Here is a 21,056-nt window from a genome sequence, read left to right on the forward strand (position 1 = left end):
GCCTGAGGCGATCCGGGCGCAGTGGACGTGCATCTCAAGGCGCACGCGGCGATACGTGCGGTCGGGTCAGCTGCCCGATCCCATGTCATCGCCGGACATGCTCGAGCTGCTGCTGGCCGGTTCCGGCGCAGACATGGCCGAGCCGGGCTCCATCGGAGCGGACGTGCTCGATGGCGGCGTGGTCGGCTGCATGGCGGCGTTCTCGTCCGGCGTCATGCTGGCATGGTCGCTCGGTGTCATGGCCGCAGTGGAAGCTGCCGCCGGCTGCTGGGCGTTGTCGTCACTTTTGTGGCTGCAGGCGCCGAGGGCGGCAATCATGGCGGCGGCAAGGGCGATACGCGAAATGTTCATGGATGTCCTCCATCCTGTGTGTGGGTTGGGCCGTACCATTCAAACATGCGCGACGCGCTCGTGGCGCGCGTCAGCGAACCGCAGTATGGAGTTTGTTCATGAAACTTTCGTGCAGGTCGAGCGCCTTTCGCGGCGCTGAATCGGTCGCAGTGGAAGGCGCATAAAAAAAACCGGCCGCGGATAATGCGGCCGGTTTTCTCGGTGCAGTGGTCGACGATTCAGTTGCCGGAGCCGCTGTCGTCGCTATGCATGGCGTCCTTGGCCTTTTCCTTGGCCTTGTCGACCATGGTGCCCATCTTGTCGCCGGCCTTCTTGGCCATGGCGTCCATCTTGTCGCCCATGCTGGACGAGGACGATGCCGCCGCGGCGGAGCTGGAGGCTTCCGCTGCAGCACTGGCAGCCTCGGCAGCCGAGCTGGCTGCGTCCGCCGCCGTGTCCGCAGCCTGCTGCGCCTTGTCCGCCGCATCGGAGGCAGCCTGCTGGGCCTGATCCGCGGCCTGCTGGGTCTGATCGGCGGCCGACTGGGCGTTCTGCGCATCGTTCGAACCGCTCTTGCCGCAGGCGGCGAGCAGGGCGATGAGTGCGCAGGCTAAGAGGATACGCGTGAACTTCATTGAGCTTCTCCCTTGAGATGCCGTGGAATGCCGTAATGGCGGCCTATTAATAGCGCGTTCTTTTCGGCGATGCCATATAAATTGCGCCGAAAAAAATCCACTGGCTGTTGAGGTTTTGCTCTTCGTTCACGGATTATCTCAATCGCATTCGATCGCGATCGCCGTGGCTTCGCCGCCGCCGATGCACAGCGATGCGACGCCGCGCTTCAGACCGCGCGCCTGCATGGCGTAAAGCAGTGTGACCAGGATGCGCGCGCCGCTCGCGCCGATCGGGTGGCCCAGCGCACAGGCGCCGCCATGGACGTTGACCTTGTCGTGCGGGATGTCCAGTTCCTTCATCGCGGCCATGGCGACCACGGCGAAGGCTTCGTTGATCTCGAACAGATCCACGTCCTCGGCTTTCCAGCCGGCCTTGTCCAGCACCTTCTGCATCGCGCCGACCGGGGCGGTGGTGAACCATTCCGGTTCCTGCGAATGCGTGGCGTGGGCGACGATGCGCGCCAGCGGTTTGGCACCGCGTGCGGCGGCGTCGTCGGCGCTCATCAGCACCAGTGCGGCGGCGCCGTCGGAGATGCTGGATGCGCTGGCGGCGGTGATGGTGCCGTTTTCCTTGCGGAAGGCCGGGCGCAGGTTCGGGATCTTCTCGATGCTGCTGCGGCCGGGCTGCTCGTCGATGACGTGGCTGACTTCGCCCTTGCGGCTCTTGACCGTGACCGGAACGATCTCGGCGTCGAACGCCTGGCTCTCCTGCGCCGCGCGTGCGCGCTCGACGGAGGCGATGGCGAAGGCGTCCTGGTCCTCGCGGCTGAAGTGGTACTTGTCCGCGCACGATTCGCCGAACACGCCCATGGCCTTGCCGTCGTAGGGATTGGTCAGGCCGTCCCAGGCCATGTGGTCGACCAGCTTGCCGTCGCCGTAGCGGATGCCGGCGCGCGCCTGCACCATGTGCGGCGCGTTGGTCATCGACTCCATGCCGCCGGCGACGACGACGGAAGCCGAGCCGGCCTTGATCAGGTCATGGCCCAGCATCACGGCCTTCATGCCCGATCCGCAGACCTTGTTGACCGTCGTGCAGCCAGCCGACAGCGGCAGGTTCGCGCCGATCGCGGCCTGGCGGGCGGGGGCCTGGCCCAGATTGGCCGGCAGCACGCAGCCCATGAAGACTTCGGAAACGTCCTGCGCGGAGACGCCGGATTGCTCGACGGCGGCAGCGATGGCGGTCGCGCCAAGGGTCGGCGTCGGCACGCCGCTGAACTGGCCGAGGAACGAGCCGATGGCGGTGCGCTTGGCACCCACAATGACGATGTCGGACATGGAAAGCTCCGTGAATGACGTGAATGGGCAGCGGCGACGGCTGCGGAGCCGTGCATTATGACGGTGCGCCCGGTATTGCGGCAATCGAGAGGCACAGCGTTGCGATGTGCAGAACACGGCGACCTCATGTTGTTGATGCCGCATCACGCGCATACACTGCGGTTTCGGGGAAAACAAAAAGGCAGCTTGTCTGCCGTGTATTTGGGGGAGTTCGATGAGAAGGATGCGTATTCGCAAGCGGCCCGTGAGCGCGGCCGTGGCCATGGCCGTGGTGCTGAGTCTGTCCGCCTGCGGCGGAGGCGGGGGCAGCAACATCCGGCCGACAACCTCGGCCAGTCCGCCGCCCGCACCGGCACCTGCGCCCGCGCCAGCACCGGCACCGCCTCCGCCTCCCCAGCCGCCGCTGGATGCCCAGCTTTCGCTGACCAACACCTACGCAGCGCATGATGCCGGCTTCACCGGCGCAGGCGTGACCATCGGCGTGGTCGATACGGGCATCAATCACCTGAACCCGACCGTGCAGGGGCGGGTCACGAATCTTCCCGCGTACCTGGATCCCAGCACCAATGATCTGACCAAGGACGATGTGGTCGGGCACGGAACCTGGGTCTCGGAAATCGCCGCCGGCCAGCCGTACGGGCAATTTCCCGGCGGCATTGCGCCGGGCGCGAATCTGGTCGGGGCACGCATCATCAGCGATACGCCGCCCAAGGACGACGGCAGCGGCCAGGGCAACGCCGTGCAGCCCTCGGACGCGGATTTCTTCGCCAATTACCTGAATCCGGATCTCATCAACGCCGGCGTGCAGGTCATGAACAATTCCTGGGGTGGCCTCTACTGGGATCCTTCCAACGCCGATCAGGTCGGCAAGGCGTTCGCCGCTGCCTACCGGCCCTTCGTGATCGACCATGGCGGGATCGTGGTCTTCGCCACCGGAAACGACGGCAACGCCAAGGTCGGGCACCCCGAGCCCAGCGACACCGCGGCGCTTCCGTACTGGGGGCCGGACCTGGAGCGCGGCTGGATCGCCGCCGCGGCGCTCGATAGCAATCATCCGACACAACTTGCCGAGTACTCGAATAAGTGCGGCAAGGCGATGAACTACTGCATCAGCGCGCCGGGCAACGTCATCGTTCTCGACGCCGCCGCGACGTCCAGCACCAACTCGCCGGACTATTACATTGTCGAGGGCACATCGTTCGCTACACCCGAAGTGTCCGGCGCGGCGGCGCTGGTCTGGCAGGCCTTTCCCTATTTCGACAACGACATGGTGCGGCAGACCATTCTCGGCACGGCAACGGATCTGGGTGCGGCCGGCGTCGATCCGATGTTCGGCTGGGGCGCACTGAACGTGGGCAAGGCCGTGAAGGGACCGGCGAACTTCGCCTGGGGCGACGTCTCGGTCAGCTTCGACGGCATCACCTCGACCTGGTCCAACGACATCGTCGGTGCAGGCGGATTGAGCAAGGACGGCAGCGGTACACTGGTGCTGGCCGGTCACGACACCTACCAGGGCGATACCCAGGTCCTGGGCGGCGCCCTGCAGACCGCCTTCACGCTGCCCGGCAATGCGACGGTGGCCAGCGGTGCGACGCTCACCGGCATGTACGACGTGGGCGCAGGCGACGTGCCGGTCGGTCTTCCGGGCGTGCAGGGAAACCTCTCCAATGCGGGCGTCGTGCTGGTTGCGGGCGGCAACGCCGAGGTCGGCGGCAATTACATTCAGGCCAGTTCGGGCTCGCTGTCGATCAGTCTGGGTTCCAGGCTCGACGTGGCCGGCACGGCCAACATCGACGGCAACCTCAACATCGTCGGCAAGGATGCGGGCTACGTCACCAACAGCCACGAGAACCTGCTGACCGCAGCCGGCGGCGTGAGCGGCACCTTCGCCACCTTCACGCTGAGTAGCGGTGTATTCCTGAGCAGCACGGTGCAGTACGACGTCAACGACGTGTGGATCGACACCACCAGTCTGAGCGTCACGACCACCGCGGCCTCCGCCGGTTTCGGTGCGCAGCCCGCGGTGATGGGCAGTGCGCAGCGTGTCGACGGTGCGTTCCAGCAGGTCAACGCCAGTCTGTCCGGCGGCGGCACGGTGGCGAACGGCTTCATCCGTGCGGCCGGCGCGATCCAGCACACGCAAACGCTCTCTGCCGCGCAACTGTCCCTGCAGAGTCTGTCCGGCGAACTGCACGCGGTCAGCGCGGCGATGGCGTTCCAGAGCATCGACGCGACCAGCCGCACGCTGTCCGACCGTTTCGATCACTTGGTCGAAAAGGGCGGCTACGGCATGTGGACGCAGCAACTCGACCTGAGCGGTTCGATGGCGCGCAGCGGTTTCGATGGCGTCGGTTTCCAGCTCAACGGTTGGCTGGTGGGCAGCGACCGGCGCATCGGCCAGCACGGCGTGGCCGGTTTCGCCTTCGGTCAGAGCCAGGGCGATCAGCGCCTGCAGCAGCGCGCCGACCGCGACCGCAGCCGCGATACCGAAGGCATGCTCTATGCCGGGTGGATGCGCGGCGACTGGTACACCCAGGGCCGGGTCGGCTTCGGCCATATCCGTCAGAACGTCAGTCGCCAGTTGCTGCTGGGCGCGAACTGGATGCCGGTGTCGACGCACTACAACGGTCAGTACCAGGTCGCCTACGGCGAGAGCGGACTGCATCTGCGCCAGGGCCGCAATCGACTGATTCCCTATGTGAATGTGCAGTACGCACAGATCCGCCGCGACGGATTCGCAGAGCAGGGCGCGTACGGTTTCGGGCTGCAGTCGCCGACGCAGACGCTGTCGCGCTGGCAGGCCGGTGTCGGCCTGCGCGCTGCACACCACGTCGATTTTGCCGGCGGTCCCTCGGTGGACTTCACGGCGCGTGTGCAGTGGCAGCGCACCCTGGCGTCCAGCGGCGACGTGTTCGATGCCAGCTTCGTCGGCGTGCAGGACTGGCGGCCGCTGGTCGGCATCGGCCTGTCCCGCTACAGCGGCCTGTTCGGCGTCGGCATGAACGCGCACCTGAGTCCGAAGGCGACGCTGAAGTTCGGCTACGACTATCAGCTCGGGCAGCGGATCAAGTCGAAGCAGCTGATGGCGCGCTTCAATCTGGCGTTCTAAAGTTAGCGCAGATCAACGTTTACGCATGGACACCGCCAACACGAAGAACATGAAAAGCGCCAGAGGCAGCACGCTGGTGTCACCCGTCTTGCCGTTGCCCGAGAAGACTTTAAGATAGGCCATGGCTGCGACGAGCGAAGCGCCGATGAGAAGGATCATCACCGTGACGGCGACACGCGCACGTGTTTCCTTGGCCACCCGGTTTCTTGTTTGCTCCAACTCGGCCTGGCTGCTTCGACTTTCCAATCGGTTGCCGTGTTTTACAGGTGCCGCTGCCTCGAATTGAATGCGACGGAAGTGCTGCAATACATCAGGTAGTGAGATAGAGCCCGGCCTTAGTGCGATCAGGCGTCTTAATTGATGGACGTCCGACCATTGCAGAACTTCCCACAATGCGAGCGCATGGTTGTGACTCAGATTTGGGTCATGGATCACGCGTTCGAGCAGTAGTGCGGAGATTCTGTCGCGATGTACCAATGAAACCAGGGCGTTGTGTCGCTTGAGCCAACCACAGAGCGCATTCTCGGGAATTTCCTGCATGCCTTCATACAGACTCTGCGCGGCCTTCACTGGATCTGTAGAGATGGGTACGACATCTTGCTGTGAAGGAAACCCTGTGCGCTTTGTCCTGAGTGCCGAGGACGAAAAAGCGGGTTTCATGGGCATTGCAGCGGGAGTCTGGGGCAGACTTTTCGGAGTTGCCAGTGGGCGCCGGGGTTCGCCGAGACGGCTCAATGCCCACTCGTAGGCCAAGCGCAGGCGTTGGAATCCTTCAGCATCCTCCTCCGGGCGACAGTGTCGTAAAGCCGTCGCATAGGCACGTTTGATGGCTCGACGGTCGGTCGTCGGAGCGATGCCGAGGATTTGCCATGGGTTATTCCGGGGAAGCGTCATCGGAAAGCCCCGGTTTCAACCTGCTCGAGCATCTCCGCCATACGTTTTCTGGCCTTGCGAATTCTTGATTCATCCTGGCTTTCTAGTTCGGCTTGGAAGGCCGTCAACCACTCGCCGATCATTTTGCGGTAATCGCCCAGACATTCCGCATACAGACGCTTCGCACGAGTCATGAGTGCCTGGTTCGCTTGTTGGTCGCGAGGATGGATCTTGATTTTTTCCAATGCTTTCAGGCGTTGGCGAATTTCATCTTTGCTGAGCACGCCAGGGTTGCTTTCAATCACCAGGCGGTAGCGTTCATCCGTGCCCATCACGGCTGCTTCGACTTCGAGTAGTCCGTTGACGTCGTAGGTGAAGCGAACTTCCGCTCCGGTTTCTGTCGATCCGTTCACGGGCAAATAGACATTCAACGTACCGAGCAACACATTGTCCGATACGCGGGGCGATTCACCTTGATAGACGTTCAGCGTAATCAAACGCTGTCCATTGCGCATCGGCCGATACAATCCAGATCGACTGACCGGGACGGCCATATTGCGTTCGATGATTGGAGAAAACAGACCCTCCATGATCTGACCGGAGGCAGAGCGTTCGGAAACTTCTACTCCCATCGTGTACGGACACACGTCCGTCATGATGACTTCGTCGAGTTCCTGCTGACGGCTCTTCAGGGCCGCCATCACGGTGGCGCCTATGCCGATGGCTTCATCCGGATGGATGTGCCGCAACGGAAGGCGACCGAACATGCGCGAAACCAGACGAGACACCATGAGCATGCGCGAGGCACCGCCGACAAGTACGACTTCGTCGAGGTCGTCAGGTGTCAGACTGGCATCGTTGAGTGCTCGTTCGATGGGAGCCTGCATGCGTTCGAGCAAGGGCGCGCATAGATTCTCGAATTCCTCCTGCGAGAAGCTGCAATGTACCTCTGTGCTGTTGGTTCCGTGCGGCACTTCGATGTCCACGGAAGCTCGGGTGCCCAGTTGACGCTTGGCCGTTTCCACGCGCTCTCGCCATGTGGCCTTGGTGCACAGGTCGAGATCCTGTTCGGTGATGCCACACTTTTGCAGCGCGGCGTCGAACAACTGGTCCAGGAAATCCTCGCCACCGAGATAGTTGTCACCGGCCGAGGCGTGTACCTCCATGACGCCGTCGAACATTTCGAGGATCGATACGTCGAAGGTTCCTCCGCCCAGGTCGAGCACGAGAAAACGGTTCTCCGCGCCCCGCTGGTTCAGCCCATAGGCCAGTGCAGCGGCGGTAGGTTCATTGATGAGCCTTTCTACACGAATGCCGGCCAATTCACCGGCAGCGCGCGTCGCCTTGCGTTGCGCATCACTGAAATAAGCTGGAACGCTGATGATCGCTTCCGTCGGACGTTCGCCGCATTGCTTCTCGACATCGTCGATCAGGGACTTGAGTACCAGAGAACTCAGTTCCTCGGGGCGGAGCGTGTGCTTGCCAAGCTTCGTCGCTCGCGGGGTGCCCATGAAACGCTTGAACGCAGCGACGGTGCGGTCAGGGTGAGTCACCAGACGCTCGCGCGCCAGTGCCCCGACGATCATTTCGCCATGGTCGTCCAGTCCGACGACCGATGGAGTCAAGAGTGATCCCAAGGCATTCGGAACAAGTTCGGGTTTGCCGTTTTTCCACACACCGACAAGCGAGTGTGTAGTGCCGAGGTCGACCCCAATGATCATCCTTGATTTCCCCCTTGATTGTCGTCGAAGGCTTCGCCTTCAGATCATTATTTTGGTGGTCAGGCAGTATTTTTCACGCCTTGCCGTGGAACAGCTCGCGGCCGATCAGCATGCGGCGGATCTCGTTGGTGCCCGCGCCGATCTCGTACAGCTTGGCGTCGCGCAGGATGCGGCCGGTCGGGTACTCGTTGATGTAGCCGTTGCCGCCCAGCGTCTGGATGGCCTCCAGCGCCACCTGCACCGCGTCGGACGAACACTTGAGCAGACACGAGGCCGGATCGATGCGCGATTTCACGTTGTCGTCGAACTGCTGCGCGACCATGTAGGCGTAGGCGCGCGAGGACTGCAGCGCGGTGTACATGTCGGCAATCTTGGCCTGCATGATGCCGAACGTGCCGATGGGCGCGTTGAACTGCTTACGCTCGCGGGCGTAGGGCAGGGTGATGTCCAGCGCCGCCTGCATCAGGCCGATGGGGCCGCCCGAGAGCACCAGGCGTTCGGTATCGAGGCCGCTCATCAGCACGCGCACGCCCTCGTTGACTTCGCCGACGATGTTCTCCTCGGGGATCTCGCAGTCCTCGAACACCAGTTCGCAGGTGTTGGATCCGCGCATGCCCAGTTTGTCCAGCTTCTGCGCGGTCTTGAAGCCCTTCATTCCCTTCTCGATGATGAAGGCGGTCATGCAGCGGCTGCCCGCCTCGCGGCCGGCGGTGCGCATATAGACCAGCAGCACGTCGGCGTCGGGGCCGTTGGTGATCCACATCTTCGAGCCGTTGGCGACCCACACATCGCCTTTCTTCTCGGCGCGGCAGGTCATCGAGCCGACCACGTCCGAACCCGCACCGGGCTCGCTCATCGCCAGTGCGCCGACGTATTCGCCCGAGCATAGCTTTGGAATGTATTTCTCCAGCTGTGCCTTGTTGCCGTTGTGGAAGATGTTGTTGACGCACAGGTTCGAATGCGCGCCGTAGGACAGGCCGACCGAACCGGAGGCGCGAGAGATTTCCTCCATCGCGATCAGGTGCGCCAGGTAGCCCAGGTCCGAGCCGCCGTACTCACTGCTGACGGTGACGCCGAGCAGGCCCATCTCGCCGAGCTTGCGCCACAGGTCCTCGGGGAAGACGTTCTCGCGGTCGATGCGGTCCGCGCGCGGGGCGATCTCCTTCTCCGCGAAGGCGGCCACGCTCTCGCGCAGCATGTCCAGATCATCACCGAGGGAAAAAGGACGCATAACGGACCGACTCCTTGGAAAGGGCCGTCCATGGTACCGCAGCGGCTCCACGGCGGCATCCGGGGAAACGACTCCGCTCAGCGCGCGTTGCTGCGGGTGTGTCTGTAAAGTTCTTCCAGAACAGGCAGTTGCTCGCGGAGAAGGCGAAGCTGCGTCAGAGCGACGCGCTGTTCGGCGGGCATCGTTTCGTCTGTCGACACAACGCTCTGTCCGGCGTCGCTTCGGTCCTGGTCGTTCATGGATGAGCCGTCCGCAAGCGCGTGCATGCGGGCGGCGAGCGCCGAGCCCTGCGTCGGAATCGCGCGAGCGGTGTCGGGAACCGGCGATGTCGGTCGGTGCGCGCCCAGCGCCGAGAGATGGCCGAGCAGTTCCTGGCTGGCGGCCAGCAGGCGCAGTGTCAGGTCGGCATCGGCGCGCTGGCCGGCCGGGTCACTGCGCGCATGGCCGAGATGCGCGCTCAGTTCGGCATCGGCTTCGTGCGCATCCCGCCGTGCGCGTCGGTAGGGCAGGTCGTCGCGCTTGCCGCTGGCGTACTGGGCGACGATGGCTTCGAGGTAGCCGGCCTGCGCGCGCAGCAGTTCCGCATACAGCGTGCCCAGCTCGCGTTCGCGCCAGTCCGGCAGCACCAGCAGCGTTACCGCCACTGCGATGGCGCCGCCCAGCAGGGTGTCGAGCATGCGCGGCACGATCAGCTCGAAGCCGTTGCCGATCTGATTGAAAGCCAGCAGCACGAATGCCGTGACGGCCGCCGTGGCAACCAGGTAGCGTCGATAGCGGGTCACGAAGAACAGCACGCCGCCCGCCACCGTCCACGCCAGTTGCGCGCGCGGGTCCGGGAACAGCGTGAGCAGCGCCCAGCCTGCCAACAGGCCGACGAAGGTGCCGCCGATGCGCTGCAGCACGCGCTGCCGGGTCGCGCCGTGACTGGGCTGGCACACCAGCATCACCGTCAGAAGAATCCAGTAGCCCTGGCCGGGGTGGATCAGGCGCAGCACGAGGTAGCCGATCAGCATGGCCAGACTCAGGCGCAGTGCGTGACGGAAGCGCGCCGAGGTCGGTGTGAGCTGGGTGCGGATGCGGCGCAGCGCTTCGATGGGGCCGGATGGCGTCGGGTCGTGCAGGCTGCGGTCGGCGTCTTCCGCATCGGGTGCTTCGGCGCAGGCGATGCGCCGCATCAAATGGTGAAGGTTGTCGATCAACCGGTCGAGTGCTTGCAGCAGTTCCGGTGGCGCGGATTCCGGACCGGCGCGATGCCGCGTCACCGCCTCGCGCAGTTCGCGGATGCTTTCGTCGAGTTCGTCCGACCAGCGGAACGCTGCGCCCACGCGCTCGTCCGCGGCGCGCTGCCGACAGGCCTGGGCCAGACCGCGCATCACGCGCTGGGCGCGGAACATCACATCGCTGTGGAAGAACGCCTGCGCCAGTTCCTGGTACGGGTAGTGCGACGACGACGCGCGTTCATGGATGTCCTGGGCGGCCAGATACAGCGACAGCGAACGCTCCAGCGCGGCATGCGGGCGGCGTCGATCCAGCCGGTCGATCAGTGTCAGCCGGCAGCCGTTGAGCGCCTCGACCACATCGCCGTTGATCTGCGCCAGCCGCGCGCGCAGGGTCGGCACCGGCAGGTCGCGCATCGGTTCGAACAGCTGCGCCTTGGCGTCGAGGTAGTCGCCGAGCGTCGCGTACAGCCGCGCCAGCGTCTGGCGCACGGGGTGCTGGACGAACAGCACGCTCCACCCCATGGCGAACAGGCCGTACCAGGCGGCGCCGGCGACCAGCAGCAGCGGCTCGTGCCAGATCGGCAGTGCGTTTGCGCCGGGCTGGTCCATGCCGATCATGGTGTACACCGCCAGCAGCAGCGTGGCGCTGGCGATCGTGGCGTAGCGTGGGCTGGCCGCGCCCAGCATCACCAGCAGGAAGCTGCCCAGCGTCAGCGCCGCGGCGAACGCCAGGGGCAGGGCAAAGGTCGCCTCGACGGCGAAGGCGGCGAGCGCAAAACAGAGCAGGGTCCCGATCAGCGCCTGCAGCCGTCGCCGCCAGCCGTCTTCGGTCTCGGCCAGCGCCGCCGCGATCACGCCAAGCAGAAGGGCGATCATCACGTGCGGCTGCTGTGCGAGCAGGCCATACGCGACCGCACCGAGCATCGCCAGCAGCACGCGCAGGGCGTCGGCGAAGCGGTCCGGCGCGCTCAGGCGGCGCAGGGCGGCGAGGGGAGACGAAGGCATCGAGGGGTTCTCGCGGAAACGTGCACAGTCAGCGTACACAAAAGCGCGCGCCGGCGAGACGCGTGCATGAAAAAAGCCGCCGGACGCATCCGGCGGCTTTCGACAAGCGACGTGCAGTCGTTGCGCTTACTGACCGCGCATGCGGCCCTGGAAGCGCGGACCGCCGTTGCCCATCAGCGGCAGCTTGACCTTGCCGATGATCGCGATGCGCTCTTCGGCCATGCGATCGGCGGCCTTGTAGGTCGCGATGTTGTCGCGGTCGGCGATCTCGAAGATACGGCTGACGTTGTGGTACACGGTGCGCATCATGCGCATCGCGCGCTCGCGATTGTAGCCGTCGATTTCCAGCGACACGTTCATCACGCCGCCGGCGTTGACCGCGTAATCCGGTGCGTACACCACGCCGCGCTTCTTCAGCTCGTCGCCGATCTCGTCGGTGGCCAGCTGGTTGTTGGCCGCGCCGCAGATGATCGGCGCCTTGATGCGGTCGATGGTCTCTTCATTGACCGTGCCGCCCAGCGCGCACGGGCTGTAGACGTCGGCGTCGACGTCGTAGATCTCGTCCAGCTCGACCGCTTCGCAACCCAGCTCGTCGACGCAGCGCTGCACCGCATCCTTGTTGATGTCGGTGACGAACACCTTCGCGCCCTGTTCGCGCAGCAGCTTGATGTACTCGCTGCCGACGTGGCCGCAGCCCTGCACGGCGAAGCTGTACTTGCCCACGTCCTCGTTGCCGTGCTTGTAGTTCAGCGACGCCATCACGCCCTGCAGCGTGCCGTAGGCGGTGAACGGCGACGGATCGCCCGAACCGCCATGCACCTGATGCACACCGGTGACGAATTCGGTTTCACGGAACACCCATTCCATGTCGTTGACGTCGATGCCGACGTCCTCGGCCGTGATGTAGCGGCCGTTGAGCGAGTTGACGAAGCGGCCGAAGGCGCGGAACAGGCCCTCGGACTTGTCGACGGCCGGATCGCCGATGATGACGGCCTTGCCGCCGCCCAGGTTCAGGCCGGCCACCGCGTTCTTGTAGGTCATGCCGCGCGACAGGCGCAGCACGTCGTTGACCGCCTCTTCCTCGGTCTTGTACGGCCACATGCGCAGGCCGCCCAGGGCGGGACCCAGCACCGTGTTGTGGATGGCGATGATGGCTTTCAGCCCGACATCCTTGTTGTGGCAGAAAACGACTTCCTCGTGACCGGTTTTGGCGATTGTTTCGAAAATCATCGGACTCAAGACTCCGTGTGAGCAGGCAGGGCAGCGCCGTGAGCGGCTGCTTCAGCTCTGGCAAGGGGTGTCAATTCTCGGTGCTAGGTACTTGATTTGACGTGAATTGATGGGCCTCGCAGCAGGGCGGGGCCGGCGTATGGGCGCGTAGTGTAGTACCTCGTCGTCGCCAGCGACAGTTTGCGACCAGGGCGGGGTTGTGGCATACGCGACCGCGCCTGCGCAGGGGCAAAATCAAAGACGCCCGCGCAGCGGCGGGCGTCGGGTTCGCGGCCTTCGGGCCGGAATCGTGTTCGTGACTCAGTCGTCGTCGCGGTCGTAGCGGCGGTCGTGCCGACGGTCGTAGCGGCGGTCGTAGCGGCGGTCGTAGCGACGCTCGTGACGGCGTTCCACACGCCGCTCGACACGCCGCTCGTGACGCATGTCGCGGCGATACTGCACGTAGCGACCATGCCGGTAAGCGCGGTGCGCGACGCGACGGTTCCAGGCCGCGCGATGGAACACCCAGCGGCCGTCGCGGTGCACCCAGCGCGGATGACTGTACACGTAGCCCGCGCGGTGGCGATGCCAGCGACCCGGCGTCCACACATAGCGCACGCGGTTCCAGCGCCAGTAGCCCGGCGCCCAGAAATAGCCGACGCGTGCCGGTGGAATTCGCTCGTAGCGCGCCGGCGGCGGCGCGATGCCGATCGCCACCGACAAACGCGTTTCGGCCTGCGCCTGCGGAATCGAGGCCACGGTCCCCAGACCCAGGGCGAGGGCGGTCAGCAGCGAGAATTTTCCGAATGTCTTCATGATTGGCTCCGTCGTGGGCGGCGGGTGGCCGCAGTGCAGAAAACGAATCGACGGTTGCCCTCGTTGACGATCCGCGCGGGATCGTTCAGAAACGCGCAAGCTACATGAAGCGGCGTTCAGCCGGACCGGGTGGTCCGGAATGGCCGACGGTGTCGCGGACGGAACGCGCGTCACCGTCGGAAGCGATGTGTCCTGCCGAGGCGACTACATCCGGCACTTGGGTGCATGCCCGCTGGCGCGCGCCTGCTTGTACACCGGCATCAACTGCTGCGCCTGTTGGGCCAGCTTGCCTGCACGCTGGCTCGGCGCGGGATGCGTGGACAGGAAGGCCGGCACCTTGCCGCCCTGCTTGCCCATCTTCTGCCACAGCGTCACCGCGGCGCGCGGATCGAAACCGGCCTGCGCCATGTAGCGCTGACCGAGTATGTCGGCTTCCGATTCCTGCGTGCGCGAAAACGGCAGCAGAATGCCGACCTCCGCGCCCAGACCCAGCGCGGCCATGGTCCGTCCGGCGTCGTTGCCGCGCGAGGCGCCGTACAGCGTGCCCGCCAGCACCGCGCCCTGAACCGCCATGTTGTCCGACATGCGCTCCGCGCCGTGACGCGCGACCACATGCGCCAGTTCATGGCCCAGCACGGTCGCCAGCTGATCCTGCGTGGTGGCGATCTTGAACATGCCCTTGTTCACGCCGATGCGGCCGCCGGGCAGCGCGAAGGCGTTGGCGGAGTCCTCGTCGATGATCTGCACCTGCCAGTTCTGGCTGCGCCATTTCGGCGGCAGCACGGCGATCAGCGCCTTGGCCACGCAGGTTGCGTAGGCGCGCTGACGCGGTGCGTTGGCGAACTTGCCCTTCCGGCCCATTTCGTTGAAGGCCTGCACGCCCAGCTGATTCATCTGCTGATCGGAGACCATCATCAGCTGCTTGCGCCCAGTGGGCGAGGTGGCGCAGCCGGCCAGCACCAGCGCGGCGGCGAGCGAAACGATCCAGGCGGACATCTTCATGCGGCGGTTCTCCCCGTGGCTTCTTCCATGCAGGCCGACACTGTATCGCAGCAGCACGCCGCAGGCCTTTGGCCATCCGGCCGAATGCGTGACGCAGCAACGCATGCTGCGTTGCACAAATGGCTGTATCGGTGGCGCACGATACAATGGCGGTCTGCATTTTTCTGACCTTGGAGTTCCCATGAGCACGCCCGCCCAGCAGATCCCCGCGAGCGCCGCCCAGGCCGATGCCGCCCCGCTGCGCTTCGTCACCGCCGCCAGCCTGTTCGACGGCCACGACGCCGCCATCAACATCATGCGCCGCATCATCCAGGCGCAGGGCGCGGAGGTGATCCACCTGGGCCACAACCGCTCGGTCGAGGACGTGGTGCGCGCCGCGCTGCAGGAAGACGCCGACGCCATCGCGCTGTCGTCCTACCAGGGCGGGCACGTCGAATACTTCAAGTACATGGTGGACATGCTGAAAGAGCGCGGCGCCTCGCACATCCGCGTGTTCGGCGGCGGCGGCGGCACCATCACGCCGGAAGAGATCAAGGAACTGCAGGACTACGGCGTCGAGCGCATCTACCACCCCAACGACGGCATGCATCTGGGCCTGACGGCCATGATCGAGGACGTCATGCGCCGCACCAAGGCCGCGCGCGACAAGCGTCTGACCGAGGAAACCCCGAACGCTCAGCCGGACACCGGAAACGAGATCGGCGTCGGCGCGATCATGTCCGCGATCGAGAACGGCGCGCTGTCCGAAGGCGAGCTGTCGCACCTGCGCAAGGAATGGCAGATGGCCGGCCAGCACACCCCCGTGCTGGGTCTGACCGGCACCGGCGGCGCCGGCAAGTCGTCCGTGGTCGACGAACTGCTGCTGCGCTTCCTGCACGCCTTCCCCGAGATGCGCATTGCCGTGCTGGCGGTGGACCCGACCCGTCGCCGCTCCGGTGGCGCGCTGCTGGGCGACCGCATCCGCATGAACAGCCTGCGCTCGGACCGCGTGTTCATGCGCTCGATGGCCACGCGCCGCGCGCATGCCGCCACCAACACGGTGCTGACCGACTGCATCGCGTTCCTCAAGAGCCAGGCCTACGACCTGGTCATCGTCGAGACCGCCGGCATCGGCCAGTCCGACTCGGAGATCGTCGATCTGGTCGATTTCCCGATGTACGTGATGACCTCCGACTACGGCGCAGCCAGCCAGCTGGAGAAGATCGACATGATCGACTTCGCCGAGCTGATCGTGCTCAACAAGTACGACCGCCGCGGCGCCGAGGACGCGCTGCGCGACGTGCGCAAGCAGTGGAAGCGCAACCGCACCAAGTTCGACCTGACCGATGAGCAGGTGCCGGTGTACCCGACCATCGCCAGCCAGTTCAACGATCCGGGCGTCACCTGGATGTTCACGCAGTTGTGCCGCCTGCTGCGCGAGAAGCTCGGCGAGTCCGGCCTCGGCTCCGAGCACTGCGACTTCCAGCCCACGCTGGACACCGCCATCAAGGAACCGCGCGCCACCGTGCTGATTCCGGGCCAGCGCGTGCGCTACCTGGCCGAAATCGCCGAGCAGGGCCGCGGTATCAACACGGATATCGAGCGTCAGGCCGAAGCCGCCAGCAAGGCGCAGTACATGCATCAGGCGCTGTCTGAAGTGGGCGATCCGGCGCTGCCCGAGGCACTGGAGCTGTATCCCGCCGCCGAAGTCAGCGCCAACGCCGGTGCGCACATTCACCGCGACAGCGACGACGAAAGCAGCTACTGGGAAACCGAGGAGAACGGGCAGGGCGGCGTCGATCGCAGCCTGCTGGTGCTGCGCCAGCGCTACAACGAGGCGCTGAAGGATCTGTCCAGTGAGGCCGTCGATCTGCTGCGCGCCTGGCCGGAACGCTACAAGTCGGTCACCGAGGACGTCACCGAATACAAGGTTCGCGACAAGACCATCCGCGTCGAGAACTACAAGGAATCGCTCAGCCACCAGAAAATCCCGAAGGTCGCGCCGCCGACCTACCGCGACTGGGGCGACACCCTGAAATTCCTGATGCGCGAGAACCTGCCCGGTTCCTACCCGTACACCGGCGGCGTCTACCCGTACCGCCGCACCGGCGAGGACCCGATCCGCATGTTCGCCGGCGAGGGCACGCCCGAGCGCACCAACCGCCGCTTCCACTACCTGTCCGTGGGCCAGCCCGCCGCGCGCCTGTCCACCGCCTTCGACTCGGTCACCCTGTACGGCGAGGACCCGGCCGAGCGCCCGGACATCTACGGCAAGATCGGCAATTCCGGCGTGTCCATCGCCACGCTGGACGACATGAAGAAGCTGTACTCCGGCTTCGACCTGTCCGCGCCCACCACCTCCGTGTCCATGACCATCAACGGTCCTGCGCCGATGATCCTGGCCATGTTCATGAACACCGCCATCGACCAGAACGTGGAGAAGTACCTGCGCGAGGACAGCACCCGCTGGGAAGCCGCGCGCAACAAGGTCGAGGAAATCTACGCCGAGCACGGCCGCCCGCATTATTCAGGCGACCTGCCGGACGGCAACGACGGCCTGGGCCTGGGCCTGTTGGGCGTCTCCGGCGACGAAGTCGTCGACGCCGAGACCTACGCCAGGATCAAGGAAGACACCCTGAAAGTCGTGCGCGGCACCGTGCAGGCCGACATCCTCAAGGAAGACCAGGCGCAGAACACCTGCATCTTCTCCACTGAGTTCGCCCTGCGCATGATGGGCGACATCCAGCAATACTTCGTCGACCACGGCGTGCGCAACTTCTACTCCGTGTCGATCTCCGGTTATCACATCGCCGAAGCCGGCGCGAACCCGATCAGCCAGCTGGCCTTCACGCTGTCCAACGGCTTCACCATCGTCGAGTACTACCTCGCCCGAGGCATGAACATCGACGATTTCGCGCCCAACCTGAGCTTCTTCTTCTCCAACGGCATGGATCCGGAATACACCGTCATCGGCCGCGTCGCCCGCCGCATCTGGGCCCGCGCCATGCGCGAACGCTACGGCGCCAACAAGCGCAGCCAGATGCTCAAGTACCACATCCAGACCTCCGGCCGTTCGCTGCACGCGCAGGAAATCCAGTTCAACGACATCCGAACCACGCTGCAGGCCCTGTACGCGCTGTTCGACAACTGCAACTCGCTGCACACCAACGCCTACGACGAGGCCATCACCACGCCGACCGAGGAAAGCGTGCGCCGCGCGGTGGCGATCCAGATGATTATCAACAAGGAGCTGGGGCTCAATTTCAACGAGAACCCGTGGCAGGGCAGCTTCATCGTCGATGCGCTGACGGATCTGGTGGAAGAGGCCGTGTACAAGGAGTTCGAGGCGATCAGCGAGCGCGGCGGCGTGCTGGGGGCGATGGACACCATGTACCAGCGTGGCAAGATTCAGGAAGAATCGATGTACTACGAGCACAAGAAGCATGATGGCTCGTTGCCGTTGATTGGGGTGAATACGTTCCTGCCGAAGGAGCATGCGGGGGAGGTGGCGACCGAGATTGAGTTGATTCGGTCGACGGCTGCTGAGAAGGGGCAGCAGATTGCCAATGTGAAGCGGTATGGTGAGGCGCGGAATCCGCTACAGGCTGAGAGTCTGGCGAGGTTGCAGAAGGCGGCTCGGGAGAGGAAGAATGTGTTTGAGGAGTTGATGGAGGCGGTGAAGTTCAACTCGTTGGGGCAGATTTCCCATGCGCTTTATGAGGTGGGTGGGGAGTATCGGCGGAATATGTGAGTAGCAGACAAAGGGTAAGGTTAGATTTTGCTTGCTACATTTAAAACAAGGTAGGGAGACATGGCGGTCGGCAAAGTTACAAAAGTGCAGATTGCATTTGAAATCCTATTCTCTCCAGAGGTTCTGCTTCAAGAATATGAACGTAAATTTAGTGAAGTTTCGACTAGAGGGTTAGATAGAATGAGTGGTGTGCAATATGGCCGCCACATATATTCAGAAGTCGATAAAATTTCGGAAAAATGTTTGAAGGGAGGTTATAGATTTACTCCGTATCTTGAGCTTCTGCGGTTGAAGGGTAGAAACAAACCACCTAGATTAATTTCAATACCGACTATCAGAGATAGGTTGGTACTTAGTCAGCTAAACAAAATCATCCAACTAATCTGCCCTAAATATGCCAAGTCGAAATTGGCTAGTGCGGTCGTGCGCGATGTAGCTAGGCTAGTAGCTAAATATAGCGAAGATGATGTTTGGGTTGCGGGTAGCGATATTAAGAGTTTTTATGACTCAATGGATAGAGGTAGGTTGTTGGGGTTAATGAATAATCTAGTTTCGAATAATCAAATTATAAATCTAATACATCATGCTATTGATACACCAACAGTACCTAAAAATTACAGAGTAAAAGACCGTAAATTATACATAACCGAGAAGGGTGTTCCGCAAGGTCTCGCAATATCAAACGCATTGGCATCGATTTACTTGCATAAAGTAGATGACGCGATGCGTGAGTTGGATGTAAGTTATTTTCGTTTTGTGGATGATGTATTAATCCTTGGCGGTGAGAAAGAGACCCGTAAAGCTCAAAAATCTTTCGCGGCACGTGTGCGTGCCCGCTCCCTGTCTGTACATACCAAAGGAAGAAAAAAACAGTATCATCAACCTATTGCATCAACATTTGCATATCTTGGTTATGTATTTAAAGTTCCTTTAGTTACTGTTAGGGAGTCGACTGTAGAAAATCTGCTTCAATCATTTGCCGCAAAAATTTCAAACTATAAGCACAATAAAAAGCAAATATTAGAGAGGCGTAAATATTTAAGTGAAGAGATTTATAGAGGAGTTTTCATAGAAGAGCTCAATGAGAAAATATCAGGTGCGATTAGTAAGGGTAGAAAGTACGGATGGGTCTCTTATTTTTCAGAAGTGACTGATCATAAGATATTTCATAGGGTAGACAATGCAATTCGTGCTATGTTCAGACGGGTTGATGATTTGAAGAGTGAAGTAGATAGTCTTAAGAAATTTTCTAGAGCCTACTTTGAGATGCGATACAGGCCATACGGTGGGTATGTTCGGAACTATGACATTATTACTTCACCTGCAGATATGATTAAATTTCTAGAGTATCGGGGCCAAATTAGCCCAGACGATAATTTAACAGTAAAACAAATTAAAGATAGGTTTAATAATTATCGAGATCGTCAGCTCAGTGATATGCTTTCTGACGAAGGTACACAGTATTAGTTTAGGTTTGCGGAGATGGTCCTTACCCAATGGGGTACCTCGAATTTTCGAGTGATGGTGATCCTGGTGTGTTTTCACATCCTGAAAGGACTTTGTAGCGGCATTTATTAATGCGCGATACAAAGATTTAGAGATAAATTTGAGGGCTTTTCCGCATTTTTTTAGAGGGTAAAAATGAAAAGTTTCCATAATGAAATATCCGATTTACGAAAAAATGTATGGATCACAGCAGGCTCTAGATATAATGCTTCACGTAGGTTGAAGTTGCGCCATCGGTGGTCATTTGTCACTATCGCATGGCTATCAGCTGTAGGTGTTGCTGTTCCGATATTGCACGCTAGTTCATTTTTAAGTATTTATTCTTCGCATTTGCCTTTGTATTCTTCGCTTTTAGCGTTATTGGTTTTAGTTTTGGGTTTAATTGAGTCTAATGCCAGCTTCGAGATAGATTCGAGGCAACTGTTCGAAAATGCTGAAAAGCTTACTGGTTTTCGCACTAGGGTAGAGGTGATCCTTTCTGATGAAGATGTTTCTGAACAGAAAGTTTTAGAGCTGCTGGCTGAGTATGAATTAATTAAAAATTCTTGCGCAATTAATCATGAGCCGATCGATTATAGATACTTTGTAGCAATGCATAGAGCTGATGAGGTGCTATTCAATAATGAAGGCAGTCCGCGACAAACAATAATTGAATCATTTTTTGTGAAAATAAAATATGCGCTCGCATCCCGTGGGTGGATGTTATTGGTTTGGTCTATTTCAATTTTCGGATTTATATACATAATGTAACAAGAAATCACCAAATAAAATAAGGGGTCCGAAAAATGGTGTCACCATTTCGCCGCCGCCTGTCGAAAAGGTGTCACCATTTCGCCGCTGCCTGTCCATAAAAAGGTGTCAGGGACAATTTCAAACTAATAATAAAAAGGTGTCAGGGATAATTTTAAAAAAGGTGCCAGGGACAATTTTCAACTAACTGTGTTCAAAAAAGGTGTCAGGGACAATTTCTGACATGCGTTCGCGGGCATGGAGCACGTTGAGCAGCAGTTTGCTCTGATAGTGCGCCGTGATGGGTCGGGCGATGCTTACTGCATGGCTCGACCACCACGTCTCGATATTCCCGGCATTCCACAGCACGTCGTGCAGCGCGGTAACAACCGCCTTCCGTGCTTTCTGGATGATGAAGACCGCCAGCGCTACCTGCAATGCCTGCGTCAGGCGTTGCTGCGCTACGGGTGTCGTCTGCATGCCTATGTGCTGATGAGCAATCACGTGCATCTGTTGATGACTCCGCAGGAGAAGGGTGCGGTGTCGCGACTGATGCATGCCTTTTCGCGGAACTATGTAGGCTTGTTCAATGGGCGACACGGCCGGACCGGGACGTTGTGGGAAGG

15 protein-coding genes are annotated in these 21,056 nt (G+C 61.5%); 5 read left to right on the plus strand and 10 right to left on the minus strand.

Going from position 1 to position 21,056, the window contains the following annotated elements; translation table 11 throughout:
- Nucleotides 1-66 precede the first annotated feature (66 nt).
- From BTJ49_RS15570 to BTJ49_RS13575, 3 genes are all read right to left on the minus strand, one after another.
- Nucleotides 67-351 (minus strand): hypothetical protein, encoded by a 285-nt coding sequence (locus BTJ49_RS15570; RefSeq protein WP_146742346.1) that lies wholly within the window; start codon nt 349-351, stop codon nt 67-69.
- Nucleotides 352-569: 218 nt separating this feature from the next.
- Entirely contained in the window at nt 570-965 is a 396-nt protein-coding gene (locus tag BTJ49_RS13570; protein ID WP_113065947.1) for a hypothetical protein, read from the minus strand.
- A 138-nt stretch (nt 966-1,103) separates the two neighbouring features.
- Complete coding sequence (locus BTJ49_RS13575) at nt 1,104-2,279, minus strand: acetyl-CoA C-acyltransferase (RefSeq protein ID WP_113065948.1); 1,176 nt, start codon at nt 2,277-2,279, stop codon at nt 1,104-1,106.
- 223 nt (nt 2,280-2,502) lie between these two features.
- Here BTJ49_RS13575 and BTJ49_RS13580 point away from each other — a divergent pair, with 223 nt between their 5' ends.
- Nucleotides 2,503-5,388, plus strand: coding sequence for an autotransporter serine protease (locus BTJ49_RS13580; RefSeq protein WP_240601837.1), 2,886 nt, complete (start codon nt 2,503-2,505; stop codon nt 5,386-5,388).
- Between the two features lie 12 nt (nt 5,389-5,400).
- Here the strand turns inward: BTJ49_RS13580 and BTJ49_RS15575 are convergent, their stop codons facing one another.
- From BTJ49_RS15575 to BTJ49_RS13615, 7 genes are all read right to left on the minus strand, one after another.
- On the minus strand, nt 5,401-6,048 hold the full coding sequence (locus BTJ49_RS15575; protein ID WP_146742347.1) for a hypothetical protein: 648 nt from the start codon (nt 6,046-6,048) through the stop codon (nt 5,401-5,403).
- Nucleotides 6,049-6,278: 230 nt separating this feature from the next.
- Nucleotides 6,279-7,982, minus strand: a complete 1,704-nt coding sequence (locus BTJ49_RS13590) for a molecular chaperone HscC (protein WP_113065951.1) — start codon at nt 7,980-7,982, stop codon at nt 6,279-6,281.
- Nucleotides 7,983-8,055: 73 nt separating this feature from the next.
- A complete protein-coding gene (locus tag BTJ49_RS13595; protein WP_113065952.1) occupies nt 8,056-9,213 on the minus strand; it encodes an isovaleryl-CoA dehydrogenase in 1,158 nt (385 codons plus the stop codon).
- 77 nt (nt 9,214-9,290) lie between these two features.
- A complete protein-coding gene (yccS, locus tag BTJ49_RS13600; RefSeq protein ID WP_113065953.1) occupies nt 9,291-11,438 on the minus strand; it encodes a YccS family putative transporter in 2,148 nt (715 codons plus the stop codon).
- Nucleotides 11,439-11,564: 126 nt separating this feature from the next.
- Nucleotides 11,565-12,668, minus strand: a complete 1,104-nt coding sequence (locus tag BTJ49_RS13605) for a Glu/Leu/Phe/Val dehydrogenase dimerization domain-containing protein (protein ID WP_113065954.1) — start codon at nt 12,666-12,668, stop codon at nt 11,565-11,567.
- Between the two features lie 300 nt (nt 12,669-12,968).
- On the minus strand, nt 12,969-13,463 hold the full coding sequence (locus BTJ49_RS15855) for a YXWGXW repeat-containing protein (RefSeq protein WP_206098425.1): 495 nt from the start codon (nt 13,461-13,463) through the stop codon (nt 12,969-12,971).
- Between the two features lie 204 nt (nt 13,464-13,667).
- Nucleotides 13,668-14,459 (minus strand): M48 family metallopeptidase, encoded by a 792-nt coding sequence (locus BTJ49_RS13615; RefSeq protein WP_206098427.1) that lies wholly within the window; start codon nt 14,457-14,459, stop codon nt 13,668-13,670.
- A 187-nt stretch (nt 14,460-14,646) separates the two neighbouring features.
- Between BTJ49_RS13615 and BTJ49_RS13620 the strand changes: the two genes are divergently transcribed.
- The 4 genes from BTJ49_RS13620 to BTJ49_RS13635 all read left to right on the plus strand — a co-directional run.
- A complete protein-coding gene (locus BTJ49_RS13620) occupies nt 14,647-18,195 on the plus strand; it encodes a methylmalonyl-CoA mutase family protein (protein WP_113065979.1) in 3,549 nt (1,182 codons plus the stop codon).
- 60 nt (nt 18,196-18,255) lie between these two features.
- Nucleotides 18,256-19,662, plus strand: a complete 1,407-nt coding sequence (locus BTJ49_RS13625) for a reverse transcriptase domain-containing protein (RefSeq protein ID WP_113065956.1) — start codon at nt 18,256-18,258, stop codon at nt 19,660-19,662.
- Between the two features lie 174 nt (nt 19,663-19,836).
- Complete coding sequence (locus BTJ49_RS13630; protein WP_113065957.1) at nt 19,837-20,451, plus strand: SLATT domain-containing protein; 615 nt, start codon at nt 19,837-19,839, stop codon at nt 20,449-20,451.
- Nucleotides 20,452-20,754: 303 nt separating this feature from the next.
- The coding region (locus BTJ49_RS13635; RefSeq protein ID WP_206098426.1) for a transposase at nt 20,755-21,056 on the plus strand (302 nt) is incomplete at its 3' end.

It is taken from the genome of Oleiagrimonas sp. MCCC 1A03011, from assembly GCF_003267965.1.
Classification (GTDB): Bacteria; Pseudomonadota; Gammaproteobacteria; order Xanthomonadales; family Rhodanobacteraceae; genus Oleiagrimonas; species Oleiagrimonas citrea.

Coding starts and splice junctions, on each gene's coding strand:
- BTJ49_RS15570 (WP_146742346.1), bottom strand. CDS start 351: ATGAACATTTCGCGTATCGCCCTTGCCGCCGCCATGATTGCCGCCCTC.
- BTJ49_RS13570 (WP_113065947.1), bottom strand. CDS start 965: ATGAAGTTCACGCGTATCCTCTTAGCCTGCGCACTCATCGCCCTGCTC.
- BTJ49_RS13575 (WP_113065948.1), bottom strand. CDS start 2,279: ATGTCCGACATCGTCATTGTGGGTGCCAAGCGCACCGCCATCGGCTCG.
- BTJ49_RS13580 (WP_240601837.1), top strand. CDS start 2,503: ATGCGTATTCGCAAGCGGCCCGTGAGCGCGGCCGTGGCCATGGCCGTG.
- BTJ49_RS15575 (WP_146742347.1), bottom strand. CDS start 6,048: ATGAAACCCGCTTTTTCGTCCTCGGCACTCAGGACAAAGCGCACAGGG.
- BTJ49_RS13590 (WP_113065951.1), bottom strand. CDS start 7,982: ATGATCATTGGGGTCGACCTCGGCACTACACACTCGCTTGTCGGTGTG.
- BTJ49_RS13595 (WP_113065952.1), bottom strand. CDS start 9,213: ATGCGTCCTTTTTCCCTCGGTGATGATCTGGACATGCTGCGCGAGAGC.
- yccS (WP_113065953.1), bottom strand. CDS start 11,438: ATGCCTTCGTCTCCCCTCGCCGCCCTGCGCCGCCTGAGCGCGCCGGAC.
- BTJ49_RS13605 (WP_113065954.1), bottom strand. CDS start 12,668: ATGATTTTCGAAACAATCGCCAAAACCGGTCACGAGGAAGTCGTTTTC.
- BTJ49_RS15855 (WP_206098425.1), bottom strand. CDS start 13,463: ATGAAGACATTCGGAAAATTCTCGCTGCTGACCGCCCTCGCCCTGGGT.
- BTJ49_RS13615 (WP_206098427.1), bottom strand. CDS start 14,459: ATGTCCGCCTGGATCGTTTCGCTCGCCGCCGCGCTGGTGCTGGCCGGC.
- BTJ49_RS13620 (WP_113065979.1), top strand. CDS start 14,647: ATGAGCACGCCCGCCCAGCAGATCCCCGCGAGCGCCGCCCAGGCCGAT.
- BTJ49_RS13625 (WP_113065956.1), top strand. CDS start 18,256: ATGGCGGTCGGCAAAGTTACAAAAGTGCAGATTGCATTTGAAATCCTA.
- BTJ49_RS13630 (WP_113065957.1), top strand. CDS start 19,837: ATGAAAAGTTTCCATAATGAAATATCCGATTTACGAAAAAATGTATGG.